Origin of the sequence: Brevundimonas sp. TSRC1-1, from assembly GCF_049898245.1 — a bacterium.
In the GTDB taxonomy this organism is placed as follows: domain Bacteria; phylum Pseudomonadota; class Alphaproteobacteria; order Caulobacterales; family Caulobacteraceae; genus Brevundimonas; species Brevundimonas mediterranea_A.
The window spans coordinates 643,405-658,256 of record NZ_JAFCXI010000003.1 but is presented as its reverse complement, the minus strand read 5'-3'; the positions used below and the strand labels follow the sequence as shown (position 1 = coordinate 658,256).

The window sequence follows — 14,852 nt, the reverse complement described above, 5'->3', positions numbered from 1 at the left end:
GACCAGGGTCGGAGAGGGAAGTGTCGCTAAAAAGAAGACTTCCCCCATCGTCAGGCGTGTCGCTTCGCGCCACGACCTGACACTTCCCCCGCAAGCGGGGGAAGGTCTTGCGGCTCAGTCCCTGACCAAACCCCCATCGACCACCAGGTTCTGCCCGGTCACCGCCCGGCTCCAGGGCGAGGCGAAGAACAGGGCGGCGTCGGCGAATTCCTCGGGCGTCGTCACCGACCGCAGCGGGGTCATGCCGGCGATCAGGTCGAAGACGGCTTCCGGCGTGGCGGCGCTGGCGTCGGTGGTGCGCAAGAGGCCGCCGGAGACCATGTTCACGGTAATCCCGTCGGGACCCAGGTCGCCGGCTGCGGTGCGGGTCAGGGACAGGAGCGCGGCCTTGGCGGCGGTGTAGTCGTGATAGGGCACGACCGGGTTCTGGAACAGGTTGGTGCCGATGTTGATCACCCGCCCGAACCGACCGGCGGCCATGCCCGGCGCCGTGGCCTGGATGGTGTTCAGGGCGCCGCGCACCACGGTCGAGAACTGGGCCGCCAGTTCGTCCCAGCGAATGTCGGTCATCTGCGAGCGGGCGTCGCCGTTGAAACTGTAGTCCAGGGCGTTGTTGACGACGGTGGTGATCGGGGCCCCGAAATGGGCCTGTGCGGCGGCGACCAGGGCGTCGACGGCGGCGCGGTCGGTCACGTCGGCCTGGAGGGCGACGGCGCGGTCGCCGATCTCGGCCGCCAGGGCGGTCGCGGCCGCGCCGCTGGCGCGCCAGTTGATGATCACGCGCGCCCCTTCACGCGCGCAAGCGCGCACCGCAGCGGCGCCGACGCCGCGCGCGCCGCCGGTGACGAGGACGATCTGGTCGGCGATCTTCATGGGAGGGTCTCAGTCGGTTGAGGAGGGGAGGACGTCCTGGCCCATCCAGGCGGGTTTGCGCAAGCGCACCGGGCGGCCCTCGACGGTCAGGTCGCCGTCGAGACGGTCGATGCGCAGCAGGGCCATTGCTGAACCGTCGCGGCCCGACAGCACCTCGCCCGCGCGCAGCTCGCCCTTCAGAACCTCGGCGCCGAAGGGGGGCGGGGGGCCGTCGAAGTCCAGGGCCAGCATACGGTTCTTGATCGCGCCCCGGCGTTTCATGCGCGAGGTGGTTTCCTGGCCGACGAAACAGCCCTTCTGGAAGTCGATGCCGTTCAGCAGGTCGAAATCGGCCTCGATCGGATAGGTTTTGTCCTGGGGGGCGTCGGCGGTCGGATCGGGCACGCCGACCGACAGGCGGTGGGCGTGGTAGTCGGCCTCGGTCGCGTCTGCAGCCGCTTCGCCGTACAGGCGGCCGCCCATCAGGGGCGTGCGGGGGTCGGGAATGAAGCCGGCGGGCGCGTCCGGCCAGGCGGCGAAGACCGGGCGGTCGTCGGCGGCCACCTGGACCTTCGCCCGAAGCTTGTACATCGACAGCCGCTGGATCAGGGCGTCGCGGCGGTCTGCGGCCACGTCCAGCAGAACCCCTTCGGCCTCGCCCAGGATGAACAGGTCGAACAGCAGCCGGCCGGGCGGCGACAACAGGGCGCCGAACCGCAGTTCGCCCTCGCCCAGCGTCTCCACATCCTGGGTCAGCAGATTGTGCAGGAAGGGCCGGGCCTCCTCGCCGGTGACGGAGACGAGGGCGCGGGAGGACAGGGGGGCGACGGGCATGGCGCCAAGATAGGGAGGCGGATGTCCCGGCTCCAGACCCGTTCTCGCCTCGGGGGCTTCAGCGCCCCGTCTGATCGTGGATGAAGGCCGCCACATCCTCGACCACGCCGGGCGCCAGGGGCAGGTCGGGGTTGGAATAGGCGGCGATGTTTGCGGCCCGGTCTGCGGGCGCCGTCTTCAGCACATGATTGACGCCGTCCCACAGCTTCAGGGTCCCCAGCGGATCGGCGGCGGCCAGGGCCTGGGCGTCCGCGACGCCGACCTGGATGTCGGTGGTCCCCTGGCCGATGAAGACCGGGCCGTCGTAGGCGGCGACCAGGGCGGCGGGGTCCAGCGGCAGCCAGGAGATCAGATAGGGCTGGACCGAGGGACGGAACAGGGCGGCCAGGGCGGGCGGCGTATCGGCGACGGTGCGGCCGGCTTCCAGTTCGGTCAGGGCGGAAAAGGCCTGGGCCTTCATCGGTTCCGGCAAGGCGGCCAGTTGTTCGCGAATGACCGCGCCTGCCGGACGACCGGCGCCGGACAGCAGGATCAGGCCGCAGACCTTGCTGGATTCGGGGTCTTCGTCGCCTTCGACGGCCTTCAAGGCGATCAGGGCGCCCTCGCTGTGGCCGATCAGCCAGGCGCAGGGCTTGCCGGCGCGGCCGGCGGCCTCGGCGGCCCAGGCGCGGGCGTCGGCGACATAGGCGTCAAAGCGCAGATCGGTCTCGGCGGGACCCGCTGCAGCACTGGCGGCGATACCCCGCTTGTCGATGCGGACCGTGGCGATCCCCTGGGCCGCCAGCCCCTCGGCCAGCAGTCGGTAGGTCGAGGCGGAGACGCCCATAGGGCTGTTCCCATCGCGATCCGTCGGGCCGGAGCCGGGCAGGATGACGGCGACGGCGGTCGCGCTTTGGGGGGCCAGCAGGGTTCCGTGCAGCGGCGCGGGCTGGGCGGGCAGGGCGATCTCGGTGGAGACCGGGCCGGCGAGCAGGGCGAGGGGCAGCATCAACATGGCGGTCTCCTTGGTTGGACGAGGTTCAGAAGGGCTGGCGGTCGGGATCGCTGCGCCAGACGCGCCAGCTCTCGAACACCGACAGGGCGGCGACGATCAGGACGGCGACGATCAGGGACAGGGCGCCGAGCGGCTGAGGCGCGAGGGGTGCGGCGATCAGACCGACGAGCCCCAGCAGGAAGAACAGGCGTCCCGCCAGTCGGTTGGAGCGGTCCCAGGCCAGGCGGCTCTTGTAGCTCCAGGGCGTGCGGACCCCGACCACCGGATTGGGCGCGACCCGGCCGAGGAAGGCGCCCAGGACCAGAAGGATCAGCGATACCCCCGCCATGGTCACGACCGGCCCGGTCTCGGTGGTGGCATTGCCCAAGCCTGTCCAGCTGATCAGCAGGCCGATGACGGTGAAGACGAACAGGCTTATGCTCTGGCCGATCCGCAAGGAACGACCGCGCGAGGCGTCGCCTTCCGACACGGCGCGCAGGGCGGCCAGGCCCAGACCGGCTGTGGCGATGAAGCCGATCAGGGTCATGCCGCCGAGGAAGGTCGCGAACTCGACCCGGCTGCCCCACCGATCCACCTGGAACTGGCCGTTCCAGTGCATCGGCATCGGCGTGGTCGGGCCGTTGAGGCCGACATGCAGGGCGAAGGCCGCCTGGAGCGCGAAGACGGCCAGGGTCAGATAGTCCAGCAGCGACAGGCGATCCTTCATCGACGGGGCTCCTTTTGGGCCACGGGCAGGACTTGGGCGGTCTCGCCCGTCCCGGCGATGTCCATCAGAAAGGCCAAGGCCTCTTCCACCGCCGAGATCTCCAGCCGGTAGCGAATGGTCTGGCCCTCGCGCTCGGGACTGACGAGGCCGGCCTCCTTCAGGGCGTTGAGATGGCCGGTGATCGTGGGCCAGCTCATGTCGAAGCCGGCGGCGATGTCGCCGGAGGCCAAAGGACCGGCGCGCAGCATGGCGATGATGCGGCGGCGCACCGGATGCGACAGGGCTTTGAACAGGGCGTTCATAGGCCTCACTCTAATTAGGAAAATGGCTAATTGCAAGTCGAGTGCGGCAAGACGCGCGGCCACGAGGAGGCGTTCGCCATTGCAAAGCAATCGCATCGGGGCGTATGCAGCCGCCACTCCCTGATTTTGAGAATATTTTGCAAGTCATGACCCGCCCAACCCGCCGTTTCGCCTGCGCCTCCAGCCTGCTGGCCCTTGCCGTCGCCGCGCCTGCCCTGGCGCAGGAGGCGCCGGCCGCGCCTGCCGAACTGGACGAGATCGTCGTGACGGGATCGCAGGTGCGACTGACCTCGGCCTATGCCGGCGGGCAGGTGGCGCGAGGCGGCCGGGTCGGCCTGCTGGGCAATTTGGACGTGATGGACACGCCCTTCTCGACCAGCAACTACACCGAGGCGCTGATCCGCGATCAGCAGGCGCGCGGCATCGGCGACGTGCTGCAGAACGATCCGACGGTGCGGGTGTCCAAGGGCTTCGGCAATTTCCAGGAGCTGTATGTGATCCGGGGTTTCCCGGTCTTCTCGGACGACATGAGCTACAACGGCCTGTACGGCGTGCTGCCGCGCCAGTTCGTGGCCGCCGAACTGGTTGAGCGGGTCGAGGTGTTCCGCGGCGCCAGCGCCTTCCTGAACGGCGCCGCGCCGGGCGGGACAGGCGTAGGCGGCGCCTTCAACCTGACGCCCAAGCGCGCCGGCGAACCCCTGACGCGCCTGACGGCAGGGGTATCGGGCAATGACGAGATCTACGCCGCGGCCGATCTGGCCCGTCGCTTCGGCGCCGAGGAAGAATGGGGGGCGCGCCTGAACCTGGTCAGCCGCGACGGCGAGGGCTCGGTGGAGAACGAGAACGGCCAGCTGCGCGTCGTCGGCCTTGGCCTGGACCGCCGGGGCGACCGCGCCCGCTTCTCGGCGGACCTGGGCTGGCAGGACCATCGCATCGACGCGCCGCGTCCCAGCGTGACGCCGGGGGCGGCCATCCCTGACGCCCCGTCGGCCGACAAGAATTTCGCGCAGCGCTGGACCTACACCGACGAGGAGCAGCTGTTCGGCGCGGTGCGCGGCGAGTTCGACCTGACCGACAGCGTGACCGCCTGGGCGGCCTTCGGTGGGCGTCAGGGCAAGGAAGACAACAGCCTGGCCAATCCGCGCGCTGACGCCGCTGGCGCGATCCGCGGCTATCGCTTTGACAACATCCGCGAGGACACGGTCTGGTCCGGCGATATCGGCGTGCGCGCCGACCTGACGACCGGGCCGGTCGAGCACCGTCTGGTGGCCTCGGCCTCGCAGATCCAGTCGAAATCGAAGAACGCCTGGGCGGCCTCGAGCTTCAGCGGCTATGCGTTCGGGACGCTGAGCAACCCGACCCTGTCGCCTGCGCCGGCCATCACCAGCGTATCGGGCGATCTGGATGATCCGAACATCACCGAGCGGGTCAAGAACACCAGCGTCGCCGTGGCGGACGTTCTGTCCTTCCTAGACGGCCGCGTCCTGGCGACGGTCGGCGTGCGCTATCAGGAGATCGAGACCAAGTCCTACGCCTATGCCGACGGCGCCTTCGGCTCGGGTTATTCCAGCGATGCGACCACCCCGGCCTTCGCCCTGGTCTACAAGCCCAGCGACAAGATCTCGCTGTACGCCAACTATGCCGAAGCCCTCGTGCCAGGAACCACCGCGCCGACGCTGGCGAACGCGGTGGTGGCAGGCTGGGGAGACGCGGCCGTGCCAGTCACCGTCAGCAACGGCGGCGAAGTGCTGGAACCTTTTCGCGCTGAACAGGCCGAAGTCGGAGTGAAGTATGACGCGGGGTCGTTCGGCGGCACGCTGAGCGTCTTCCGCACGACCCTGCCCAGCGCGCTGGTCTCGATCACCTCCAATGGAGATCCCGTCGCGGGCGCCCGGCCTACAGGCGTCTATACCGACGGCGGCGAGCAGGAGAACCAGGGCGTCGAACTGACCGTCTATGGCGAGCCGGTCGCCGGCCTGCGCCTGATCGGCGGCGCGACCTGGCTGGAGGCCGAGATCAACCGCTCGCTGACCGCCGCGAACGCGGGCAAATCCGCCATCGGTGTGCCGGACTTCCAGATCAACGCCAATGTCGAATGGGACGTGCCGATGGTCAGCGGCCTGACGCTGGAGGGCCGTGCGGTCCATACCGGCGCGCAGCCCGCCAATGCGACCAACACGCTGGAGCTGGAAGAATGGACCCGGTTCGACGCCGGCCTGCGCTACGCCTTCGTCGCCGGCGGCAAGGATCTGACGGTGCGGGCGCGGGTCGAGAACCTCGCGGACGAGGACCAGTGGGTCGCCGTCGGGGGCTATCCGGGTTCGAACTATCTGACCCTGGGCGCGCCGCGCACCTTCCGCCTGTCGGTCTCGGCGGAATTCTGATCGGATGAAGACGCGGACCATCCGCGCCTGGTCCTGGACGCACAAATGGTCGAGCCTGGTCTCCACGCTCTTCCTGCTGATGCTGTGCGTCACGGGCCTGCCGCTGGTCTTCACCCACGAGATCGAAGAGGTCTTGCTGGAGCAGACCTGGACCCCGGCCGATCCGGACGGGCCGCGTCTGACCCTGGATGAAGTGCTGGCGGCGGCCCTGGCGCGCCATCCCGGCGAGGTTCCGGCCTTCATGAGCTTTGACGAGGATCGGCCGGTGGTGAACGTCACCAGCGTCGATCCGAACGGCCCGGCCGGGAGCTACAGTTTCGAGCCGATCGACCAGACCAGCGGCGCGGTCGCCCCGCCGGTGGCGGGCCATCCGGTGATGGAGTTCCTGCTTCAGCTGCACACGGACCTGTTCCTGGGCCTGCCGGGCATGCTGTTCCTGGGCCTGATGGGTCTGATGCTGATCGTTGCGGTGGTGTCGGGCGCGGTGCTGTACGCCCCCTTCATGCGGCGGTTGCCGTTCGGCACGGTGCGCGCGACCAAGGCGGCGCGAACGCGGTGGCTCGACTATCACAACCTGCTGGGCGTGGTGACCGTGGCCTGGCTGTTGGTGGTGGGGGCGACGGGCGTGGTCAACACCCTGGCGACGCCGATCCTGGCCTATTGGAAGAACACGGCGCTGAAGGAGCTGACCGTCGCCTATGACGCCCCCGCGCCGACCGGCGAGCGGGCCTCGCTGGATGCGGCGGTGGAGCGGGCGAAACAGGCGCTGCCGGGCAAGACGCTTCAGTTCGTGGCGTTTCCGGGCACCGACTATTCGACCGATCACCACTACGCCGTCTTCTTCCACGGCGACACGCCGCTGACGACCCATCTGACCACGCCGGCCCTGATCGACGCCCGGACCGGGGCGCTGGCCGCCGTGGCCCCCACGCCCTGGTATGTGAAGGCCCTGTCGCTGTCGCAGCCGCTGCACTTCGGCGACTATGGCGGACTGGGGCTGAAGATCCTGTGGGCGCTGCTGGACCTGGCGACCATCGTCATCCTGGGGTCCGGCCTCTACCTCTGGCTGATCAAGGGACGGCGGAAACCGGCATGAGCCGCAAGGACCTGACTATCTGGGCCATCTTCGGCGCGCCCGTCGCGGTCTTCGTGCTCAGCCTGACGGGGCTGATCGGCGCCCTGCTGGGAGACGGCGTCTGGGATGCGGTCTTTTCGGCCCTGCTGGCCTCGACCGTGATCGTCACCGTTTGGGCCCTGGTCCAGCGCCGACGCTGACCGCGGTCAGATCGAGAAGCTGACGCCGCAGCCGCAGCTGGAGGCGGCGTTGGGATTGCGGACCACGAACTGGGCGCCGGCCAGTTCGTCGACATAGGCGATCTCGGAATTCTTCAGGAAGGGGACCGAGACCGGGTCGATCAGGGCGGTCTGGCCGTCGGCCTGGATGCGCAGGTCGTCGTCCTCGGCCGTCTCGACCAGTTCGAACCGGTACTGGAAGCCCGAACAGCCGCCGCCGTCCACCGCCACGCGCAGCATCAGGGTCTTGCCCTCGGCCGCGCCCAGTTTGGCGAGACGTTTGGCGGCGCTGGCGGCCAGAACTATGCCTTCCGGCGCGCGCGTGGCGACGCTGAAGGCGGGTGTGGACGGTTCTGTGGATTGGACGGTGCTCACGGCTGTCTATATGAGGCGCGCAAGGGCGTTCGCAAAGGGCCGCCCGCATCAAAGCAGCCTCAAAGTTGATGACTTGAGCCAGACACCTCTCGCCCCGTACGCCGAACGCGCCGATCTGACCAAGGGCCGCCGCTTCTTCGAGCCGCCCAGCCGGACCCGCACGGCCTTCGCGCGCGATCGCGACCGGATCATCCATGCGACCGCCTTCCGCCGCTTGAAGGAGAAGACGCAGGTCTTCGTGGCGCATGAGGGCGACCACTACCGCACCCGCCTGACCCATTCGCTGGAGGTGGCCCAGATTGCGCGGTCCCTGGCCCATGCGCTGAGGCTGGACGACGATCTGGCCGAGACGGTGGCCCTGGCCCACGACCTGGGCCACCCGCCCTTCGCCCATGCGGGCGAGGACGAGCTGGTGATCCAGATGGCCGACCACGGCGGCTTCGACCACAATGTCCAGAGCTTCCGTGTCGTCACCGAGCTGGAGAACCGCTATCCGCAGTTCGACGGGCTGAACCTGAGCTGGGAAACGGTCGAGGGGGTCATCAAGCACAATGGCCCGGTGTCGCACCGGCTGGACGAACCGGCCTGGTCGGTGGTGCGGCCGTATCGGACGGGCGGGGAGGCGGGCTGGGATCTGCGTCTGGGCACCTTCGCCTCGCTGGAGGCCCAATGCGCGGCCATCGCCGACGACATCGCCTACAACAATCACGACGTGGACGACGGGGTGCAGGCGGGGCTGATCACCCTGCAGGACCTCGATCAGGTGCCGCTGATCGGACCCATGCTGGCCGAGGTGCGGCGCGACTGGCCGGCCATCGACGACCGGATGCTGCGGATCGAGGCCGTGCGGCGGATGATCGGCGTCATGGTCGAGGACGTCCTGGCCGAGACGGCGCGGCGGCTGGAGGAGGACCGGATCGGTTCGACCGAGGACGTGCGCACGGCGACGCGGACCATGGTGGACTTCTCGCGGTCCATGCACGCGGACCTGGCGGTCCTGCGCAAGTTCCTGTTCGAACGGATGTATCGCCACTACCGGGTCAACCGCACCCGCAGCCAGGCGCGGCGGGTGCTGTCGCAGTTGTTCGAGCTGTTCATGGCCGAGCCGGAGGTGATGCCGCCGGAGTGGGCCGTGCCGGCGGCCACCGAAGACCGGACCCAAAGGGCGCGCGCGGTGTGCGATTACATCGCCGGGATGACCGACCGCTACGCGATAGAAGTCCACCAGAAACTGTTCAGCCTCGACCTGGCCCTCGATCTGTGATTCGAAAGACGGCGGCGGGGCGTTAAACTCATTATTCGGCGCGCCGATTCGCAGCGCCGAACCCACGGCGGAGTGCGACCATGTCTTTCGATGACGAAAACCGACCGGGCCGGGGCGCCTATACGCCCCCGACCGACGACGACCTGCCCTTCCGTCGCAACTCCTACGATCCGCGCAGCGGCCGCAATGTCGGTTCGGGCGGAGGCAAGGCGCCGCCGGTGACTTTGATCATCAGCGCGGTGGTCCTGCTGGTCCTGATCATCGCCGTGATCTTCTTCTATCGTTCGGGCATGCGCGCCTCGACCGACGCGCCGCCCGCCGTGGGCCAGCCCGTCGGCGAGATGAAGACCGCCCCGCCCGTGGACGCCCAGCCGGTGGATCCGGCCGACGGGGTGCGGGTCTATCGCGACGAGGCCGAGACGACCGACGCGCCCGTCACCTTCACCCCGCCGCCCGAGGCGCCCCAGCCGCGTCCGGCCGCGCCGCCCGCCGCCGCCCCGACCGGACAGGGCTTGCCGCCGGCCAAGGCCGCCCCGGCTGCAACCCCGGCCGCCCCTGCGCCCCGTCCGGCCGCCCCGGCCCCCGCAGCGGCGACGCCTGCGCCGGCCGCCGGCGCCGCCACGGGTTCCGCCTCGGTCCAGATCGGCGCCTTCTCCTCCACCGAGATCGCCGACCGCGAATACGCCGCCGTCGCGGGTCGCTTCGGCCAGTACGCCTCGGGCGCCCAGAAGCGGGTGACCGAAGTCACCTCGTCCAGCGGTTCAACCCTGTACCGCACCACCTTCTCGGGCCTGTCGCGCGAGCGGGCGGTCGCCTTCTGCAACGCCCTGAAGGCCGCCGGACGGGATTGCATCGTTCGGTGACCTCCGCCGCCATCTACGGCTGTTCGGGCCACCGGCTGACGGAGGAGGAACGCGCCTTTTTCGCCGAGGCGCGGCCCTGGGGCTTCATCCTGTTCCGGCGCAATATCGACACGCCGGAACAGGTGCGGGCCCTGACCGACGAACTGCGGGCCGCCATCGGCGACGCCGACGCGCCCATCCTGATCGATCAGGAGGGCGGGCGGGTCCAGAGGATGGGACCGCCCCACTGGCCCAAATACCCCCCCGCGAGCGCCTATCTGGAGGCGGCCGGAGATATCGACGCCGCCCGAGAACTGGTGCGGTTGGGTGCGCGGCTGATGGCGCACGACCTGCGCGAGGTGGGAATCAATATTGATCTGTTGCCGGTGCTGGACGTACCTGTGCCCGGCGCCCACGACATCATCGGCGACCGCGCCTATGGCCGCGATCCGCAGACCGTCGCCCTGCTGGGTCGCGCGGCGGCGGAAGGATTACTAGCGGGCGGGGTGCTGCCCTGCGTCAAACACATGCCGGGCCACGGTCGCGCTTTCGCCGACACCCACAAGGACTTGCCGACGGTCCATGCCGATCTAGAGACCTTGGACGCCTGGGATTTCGCGCCGTTCAAAGCCCTGTCCGACATGCCGATCGGCATGACGGCGCACATCGTCTTCACCGCCATCGACCCAAAACGCCCCGCCACCCAGTCCAAGAAAGCGATCCGACTGATCCGCGAGCGTCTTGGCTTCGGCGGTCTGCTGCTGTCGGACGACCTGGTGATGAACGCCCTGTCCGGCAGTCTGACCCAGAGGGCGCACAAGGCGCTCAAGGCGGGATGCGACGTCGTGATCCACTGGAACGGCGATATGGATGAGATGCGTCAGGTCGCCGAGGGAGTCGGACCGCTGAAGGGTGGGGCGCTTCGCCGGGCCGAGGCGGCGATGGCGCGGATCGTCCGTGTTCCGGAACCCCTCGATCCGGTCGCGGGCCACGAACGCTTCTTCCGGGCGATGGCGGGCAAGACGGACGCGGCCAAGGGGCCGGACGTGGGAGAGGCGCAGGCATGAGCCGCCTGGACCCGATCGGCCTCAAGCAGCGCGAAGCGCGGTAGGCCAACAAGAATGACCGACGCCTTTCAGCCCAATCTGGATTTCAGCGCCGCCGCCGAGGTCGAGGAGCGCGAGGCCTTCGTCGTCGATCTGGACGGCTACGAGGGGCCGCTTCACGTTCTGCTGGCCCTGGCGCGGACCCAGAAGGTCGATCTGCTGAAACTGTCGATCACCCGGCTGGCGGAACAATATCTGGCCTTCGTGCACGAGGCGCGGCGCAGGAATTTCGCCCTGGCGGCGGACTATCTCGTGATGGCGTCCTGGCTGGCCTATCTGAAGTCTCGCCTGCTGTTGCCGCGCACCGAAAAGGACAAGGGCGAGGAGCCGCCGGCCGAGGCCATGGCCGCCGCCCTGGCCTTCCGGCTGCAAAAGCTGGAGGCCATGCGCAAGGCGGTGGACCAGCTGATGGCGCGGCCCCAGCTGAAGCGCGACGTCTTCACGCGGGGCGATCCCCAGGCGACGGTGATCGTCCCGTCCGACCGGATCGACGCCAGCCTGTATGACCTGATGAGCGCCTATGTGACCCAGCGCCGCCGCGAGGAGGGGCGGCGCTATTCGCCCGGCCAGCGGGTCGAGGCCTTTCCGCTGGAGGCGGCGCGCGACTGGCTGCGCGAGATCATGCCGCGCCTGGCCGACTGGACCCCGCTGGACCAGGTGGCGCCCCATCCCGAAGACCCGGACGGCCCCAGCCAGGCCAGCTATACCGCCTCGACCCTGTCGGCCAGCCTGGAGCTGGTGAAGGAGGGGGCCATGGACATCCGCCAGACGGCGCCCTTCGCGGAGCTGTATCTGAAACGCCGTGGAGGCGGACATCCGCTGGAGCTGACGCCGTGAGCGATCTCTCCTTCCAACCCGACGATGGCGAGATCGAGCGCCGGGTCGAGGCGCTGTTGTTCGCCGCCGCCGGGCCGCTGAGCGCCGCCGAGATCGCCGGCCGTCTGCCCGAAGGCGCCGACGTCGCCCGCGCCCTGTCGGGCCTGCGCGCCCGATACGAGGGGCGGGGCGTGGAGCTGGACTGCGTCGCCGACCGCTGGCGGTTCCGCACGGCGGCGGATCTGGCCTTCATGATGACCGAGGAACGAGAGGAGCCCCGCCGCCTGTCCAAGGCCGCGCTGGAGACCCTGGCCATCATCGCCTATCACCAGCCCGTCACCCGCGCCGAGATCGAGAGCGTGCGGGGCGTCACCCTGTCGAAGGGCACGCTGGACCTGCTGCTGGAGATGGGGTTCGTGCGTCTGCGCGGGCGCCGACGGACGCCGGGTCGGCCCGTCACCTACGCCACCGCAGATCGGTTCCTTGAGCATTTCGGCCTGGCGACCCTGTACGACCTGCCGGGCGTGCAGGAAATGAAGGCGGCGGGCCTGCTGGACCTGTCGCTGCCCGTCGGCTTCGAACTGCCGGATCCGGGACGAGGCGCGGACGTCGACGAGGACAGTCTGACGAACGAAAACGACGCGCCGGAGTTCGCGCAGGACTTTGTCGGCGAGGAACGCTAGGCGGGATCGATAGAGGGGCGTCAGGTCGTCAGTAGCCGAGGCAGCTTGAAGGTCACGGTCTCGCGCGCCCCCCCGTCCTCAGTGACGGTGGCGTCGAACCGTTCCGCGATGGCGTCCACCAGGGCGGCGATCAGCGGTTCGGGGGCCGAGGCGCCGGCGGTGACGCCCACGGTCTGGACCCCGTCGAACCAGCTCCAGTCCACCTGGGAGGCGTCGTCGACCAGCCGGGCGTCACGGGCGCCGGCGCGCATCGCCACCTCGACCAGCCGGGCCGAGTTGGACGAGTTCTTGGACCCGACCACCAGCACCAGTTCGCAACCCTCGCCCAGCACCTTGACCGCGTCCTGGCGGTTGGTGGTGGCGTAGCAGATGTCTTCCTTGTGCGGGTCGGGCAGTTCGGGGAAGCGCCGCTTCAGCACCTTCAATATGCCCGCCGTGTCGTCGACCGACAGGGTGGTCTGGGTCGCATAGGCCAGGGGGGCGTCGCCGGGCCGTTCGAACGATTCGGCGTCGGCCTCGGTCTCGATCAGGCTGATGGCGCCCGGCGGCAGTTGCCCCATGGTGCCGATCACCTCCGGATGGCCGGCGTGGCCGATCAGGATGATATGGCGGCCCGCGTCATGATGACGCTCCGCCTCCACATGGACCTTGGACACCAGGGGGCAGGTGGCGTCGAGGAACAGCAGTTGTCGCGCCTGGGCGTTGGCGGGAACCGACTTGGGCACGCCGTGGGCCGAGAAGACGACCGGCCGATCGTCCGGGCATTCGTCCAGCTCCTTGACGAAGATCGCGCCCATGGACTTCAGCCGCTCGACGACATGGCGGTTATGGACGATCTCGTGGCGCACATAGACGGGTGCGCCGTATTTCTCGATGGCGCGCTCGACGATCTGGATCGCCCGGTCCACCCCGGCGCAGAAGCCGCGCGGCGTCGCCAGCCGCACCGCGATGGGGCGGCGTTCGGGCGAGGGGGCGGGGACGTGCATGTTCATGGCCGCAACCTAGTCGTTCGCGTGACATATCGCCATGCTGGGCGACCGAATCCCTGGTCCTGAACAGCGACGCATCGCCACGGTCAGGCCTTATCCGGCGAAAATCGAGTTCGAACAAAGATTTAACCTCCGTTCACGACGCCTTGACCTCTTGGCCGCTCACGATTAGTTTCCGCGCCGAATTCAGACCCGCCCAAACACATTGTTTGAGCGCTGAGAGCACAGGTCCTGTCCCCCATGTCGGAATCGCGCGAAGAGGCGATCAAACGCCTCCAAGACAGCGCATCCGCATTGGAGGCGCGGACCACGGTGGAGAAATCCGCCGAGCTGACCGGCCATCAGGTGTCGGGTCAGGCCTACAAGATCATCGCCGAGCTTCTCGGCGGCGTCTTCGTGGGTCTTGCGGCGGGTTTCATCGCGGACTGGGTCTTCGGGACCCGTCCGTGGGGTTTGATCGGCGGGGTCCTGTTGGGCTTCGCCTTGTCGATTTACATGGCGCGTCGCACAGCCAACCGGTTGATGGCGCAGGCCAAGGCGTTAGGGACGTCGGCTCCGGCCGATCCTTATGTCGAGGCCGACGAAGACGGGGAACGATAGGGCTTCATGGCCGATCCGATTCATCAGTTTCAGATTCAGAAGGTCATCGATCTTCCTGACGTGACCCTGCCTGTGCTGGGCACGGTCGATTTGGCCGTGACCAATTCACACATCGCCATGACGGCCGCCTTCGTCGTGATCGTCGGTTTCCTGGCCGCCGTGACCTCGAACGCCAAGGTCGTTCCGGGCCGCTTGCAGGCCGCCGGCGAAGGCCTGTTCGGCCTCATCGACAATCTGGCCGACTCGATCATCGGTCACGAAGGCCGCAAGTATTTCCCGTTCGTCTTCACCCTGTTCGTCCTGATCCTGGGCATGAACATCCTGGGTCTGTTCCTGACCTTCACGGCGACGTCGCAACTGGCCATCACCGTCACCTTCGCCCTGATCACCTTCGGTCTGGTGCTGGTGGTCGGGTTCGCCAAGAACGGCCTGGGCTTCTTCAAGCTGTTCTGGCCGATGGGCGCACCGCTGGCGCTGCGCCCGGTCGTCGGCCTGATCGAGTTCGTCTCCTTCCTGCTGCGTCCGGTCACCCTGGCGCTTCGTCTGTTCGGCAACATGCTGGGCGGCCACGTGGCGCTGAAAATCTTCGCCGGCTTCGTCGTCTCCCTGGGTCTGCTGGGCCTGGGCGGCGGCGTCGGCCTGCTGGCCTTCCCGGTCGCGGCCCTGTCGCTGGGCATGGTCGTGGCGCTGACTGCGCTGGAGTTTCTCGTGGCCTTCCTTCAGGCCTTCGTCTTCGCCGTTCTGGCCTGCATCTATCTGAATGATGTGGTCAACCTGGACCACGCCCACTAAGGGCAGGACCAGTCTCTTCA

At 68.6% G+C, this 14,852-nt stretch carries 16 protein-coding genes and 1 pseudogene; 10 read left to right on the top strand and 7 right to left on the bottom strand.

Annotated features, from left to right (window positions below; all coding sequences use genetic code 11):
* Nucleotides 1-114 precede the first annotated feature (114 nt).
* Genes ACP7CK_RS13365 through ACP7CK_RS13345 form a run of 5 tightly spaced genes read right to left on the bottom strand, consistent with a single transcriptional unit; the run spans nt 115 to nt 3,688 of the window.
* On the bottom strand, nt 115-873 hold the full coding sequence (locus ACP7CK_RS13365) for a 3-oxoacyl-ACP reductase (protein ID WP_426026314.1): 759 nt from the start codon (nt 871-873) through the stop codon (nt 115-117).
* Nucleotides 874-882: 9 nt separating this feature from the next.
* Nucleotides 883-1,686 (bottom strand): YgfZ/GcvT domain-containing protein, encoded by an 804-nt coding sequence (locus ACP7CK_RS13360; protein ID WP_426026312.1) that lies wholly within the window; start codon nt 1,684-1,686, stop codon nt 883-885.
* Nucleotides 1,687-1,744: 58 nt separating this feature from the next.
* A complete protein-coding gene (locus ACP7CK_RS13355) occupies nt 1,745-2,680 on the bottom strand; it encodes an alpha/beta hydrolase (protein ID WP_426026311.1) in 936 nt (311 codons plus the stop codon).
* A gap of 25 nt (nt 2,681-2,705) precedes the next feature.
* Nucleotides 2,706-3,386, bottom strand: coding sequence for an SdpI family protein (locus ACP7CK_RS13350; RefSeq protein WP_426026309.1), 681 nt, complete (start codon nt 3,384-3,386; stop codon nt 2,706-2,708).
* Complete coding sequence (locus tag ACP7CK_RS13345) at nt 3,383-3,688, bottom strand: metalloregulator ArsR/SmtB family transcription factor (protein ID WP_426026307.1); 306 nt, start codon at nt 3,686-3,688, stop codon at nt 3,383-3,385. The genes ACP7CK_RS13350 and ACP7CK_RS13345 overlap by 4 nt, the downstream gene beginning before the upstream one ends.
* A gap of 146 nt (nt 3,689-3,834) precedes the next feature.
* Between ACP7CK_RS13345 and ACP7CK_RS13340 the strand changes: the two genes are divergently transcribed.
* The 3 genes and pseudogenes from ACP7CK_RS13340 to ACP7CK_RS13330 all read left to right on the top strand — a co-directional run bounded on the left by ACP7CK_RS13340 (nt 3,835) and on the right by ACP7CK_RS13330 (nt 7,347).
* Entirely contained in the window at nt 3,835-6,072 is a 2,238-nt protein-coding gene (locus ACP7CK_RS13340) for a TonB-dependent receptor (RefSeq protein ID WP_426026305.1), read from the top strand.
* Nucleotides 5,982-7,168, top strand: a pseudogene (locus tag ACP7CK_RS13335) (PepSY-associated TM helix domain-containing protein). Before ACP7CK_RS13340 ends, ACP7CK_RS13335 begins: the two are co-directional and overlap by 91 nt.
* Nucleotides 7,165-7,347, top strand: coding sequence for a hypothetical protein (locus tag ACP7CK_RS13330; protein WP_426026304.1), 183 nt, complete (start codon nt 7,165-7,167; stop codon nt 7,345-7,347). The pseudogene ACP7CK_RS13335 and the gene ACP7CK_RS13330 overlap by 4 nt, the downstream one beginning before the upstream one ends.
* Nucleotides 7,348-7,353: 6 nt before the next feature.
* On the opposite strand, the gene erpA is transcribed toward ACP7CK_RS13330, so the two are convergent.
* Nucleotides 7,354-7,671, bottom strand: coding sequence for an iron-sulfur cluster insertion protein ErpA (gene erpA, locus ACP7CK_RS13325; protein WP_039245694.1), 318 nt, complete (start codon nt 7,669-7,671; stop codon nt 7,354-7,356).
* A 142-nt stretch (nt 7,672-7,813) separates the two neighbouring features.
* Here erpA and ACP7CK_RS13320 point away from each other — a divergent pair, with 142 nt between their 5' ends.
* The 5 genes from ACP7CK_RS13320 to scpB all read left to right on the top strand — a co-directional run bounded on the left by ACP7CK_RS13320 (nt 7,814) and on the right by scpB (nt 12,451).
* Nucleotides 7,814-9,004 carry a deoxyguanosinetriphosphate triphosphohydrolase gene (locus ACP7CK_RS13320; RefSeq protein ID WP_292148188.1) on the top strand — a complete coding sequence of 397 codons (1,191 nt, stop codon included), beginning with the start codon at nt 7,814-7,816 and terminating at the stop codon, nt 9,002-9,004.
* Nucleotides 9,005-9,084: 80 nt separating this feature from the next.
* Complete coding sequence (locus tag ACP7CK_RS13315) at nt 9,085-9,867, top strand: SPOR domain-containing protein (protein ID WP_426026302.1); 783 nt, start codon at nt 9,085-9,087, stop codon at nt 9,865-9,867.
* A complete protein-coding gene (nagZ, locus tag ACP7CK_RS13310) occupies nt 9,864-10,913 on the top strand; it encodes a beta-N-acetylhexosaminidase (protein ID WP_426026301.1) in 1,050 nt (349 codons plus the stop codon). Before ACP7CK_RS13315 ends, nagZ begins: the two co-directional genes overlap by 4 nt.
* Nucleotides 10,914-10,967: 54 nt before the next feature.
* Nucleotides 10,968-11,789, top strand: a complete 822-nt coding sequence (locus tag ACP7CK_RS13305) for a segregation and condensation protein A (protein ID WP_372705441.1) — start codon at nt 10,968-10,970, stop codon at nt 11,787-11,789.
* Nucleotides 11,786-12,451 (top strand): SMC-Scp complex subunit ScpB, encoded by a 666-nt coding sequence (gene scpB, locus ACP7CK_RS13300; RefSeq protein ID WP_008262461.1) that lies wholly within the window; start codon nt 11,786-11,788, stop codon nt 12,449-12,451. Before ACP7CK_RS13305 ends, scpB begins: the two co-directional genes overlap by 4 nt.
* 20 nt (nt 12,452-12,471) lie before the next feature.
* On the opposite strand, the gene ispH is transcribed toward scpB, so the two are convergent.
* Nucleotides 12,472-13,443, bottom strand: coding sequence for a 4-hydroxy-3-methylbut-2-enyl diphosphate reductase (ispH, locus tag ACP7CK_RS13295; RefSeq protein ID WP_426026300.1), 972 nt, complete (start codon nt 13,441-13,443; stop codon nt 12,472-12,474).
* Between the two features lie 237 nt (nt 13,444-13,680).
* Between ispH and ACP7CK_RS13290 the strand changes: the two genes are divergently transcribed.
* Both ACP7CK_RS13290 and ACP7CK_RS13285 read left to right on the top strand, forming a co-directional pair.
* Complete coding sequence (locus tag ACP7CK_RS13290) at nt 13,681-14,040, top strand: AtpZ/AtpI family protein (protein ID WP_008261665.1); 360 nt, start codon at nt 13,681-13,683, stop codon at nt 14,038-14,040.
* 6 nt (nt 14,041-14,046) lie between these two features.
* Nucleotides 14,047-14,832 carry a F0F1 ATP synthase subunit A gene (locus ACP7CK_RS13285; RefSeq protein WP_426026299.1) on the top strand — a complete coding sequence of 262 codons (786 nt, stop codon included), beginning with the start codon at nt 14,047-14,049 and terminating at the stop codon, nt 14,830-14,832.
* The last annotated feature ends 20 nt before the right edge of the window (nt 14,833-14,852 follow it).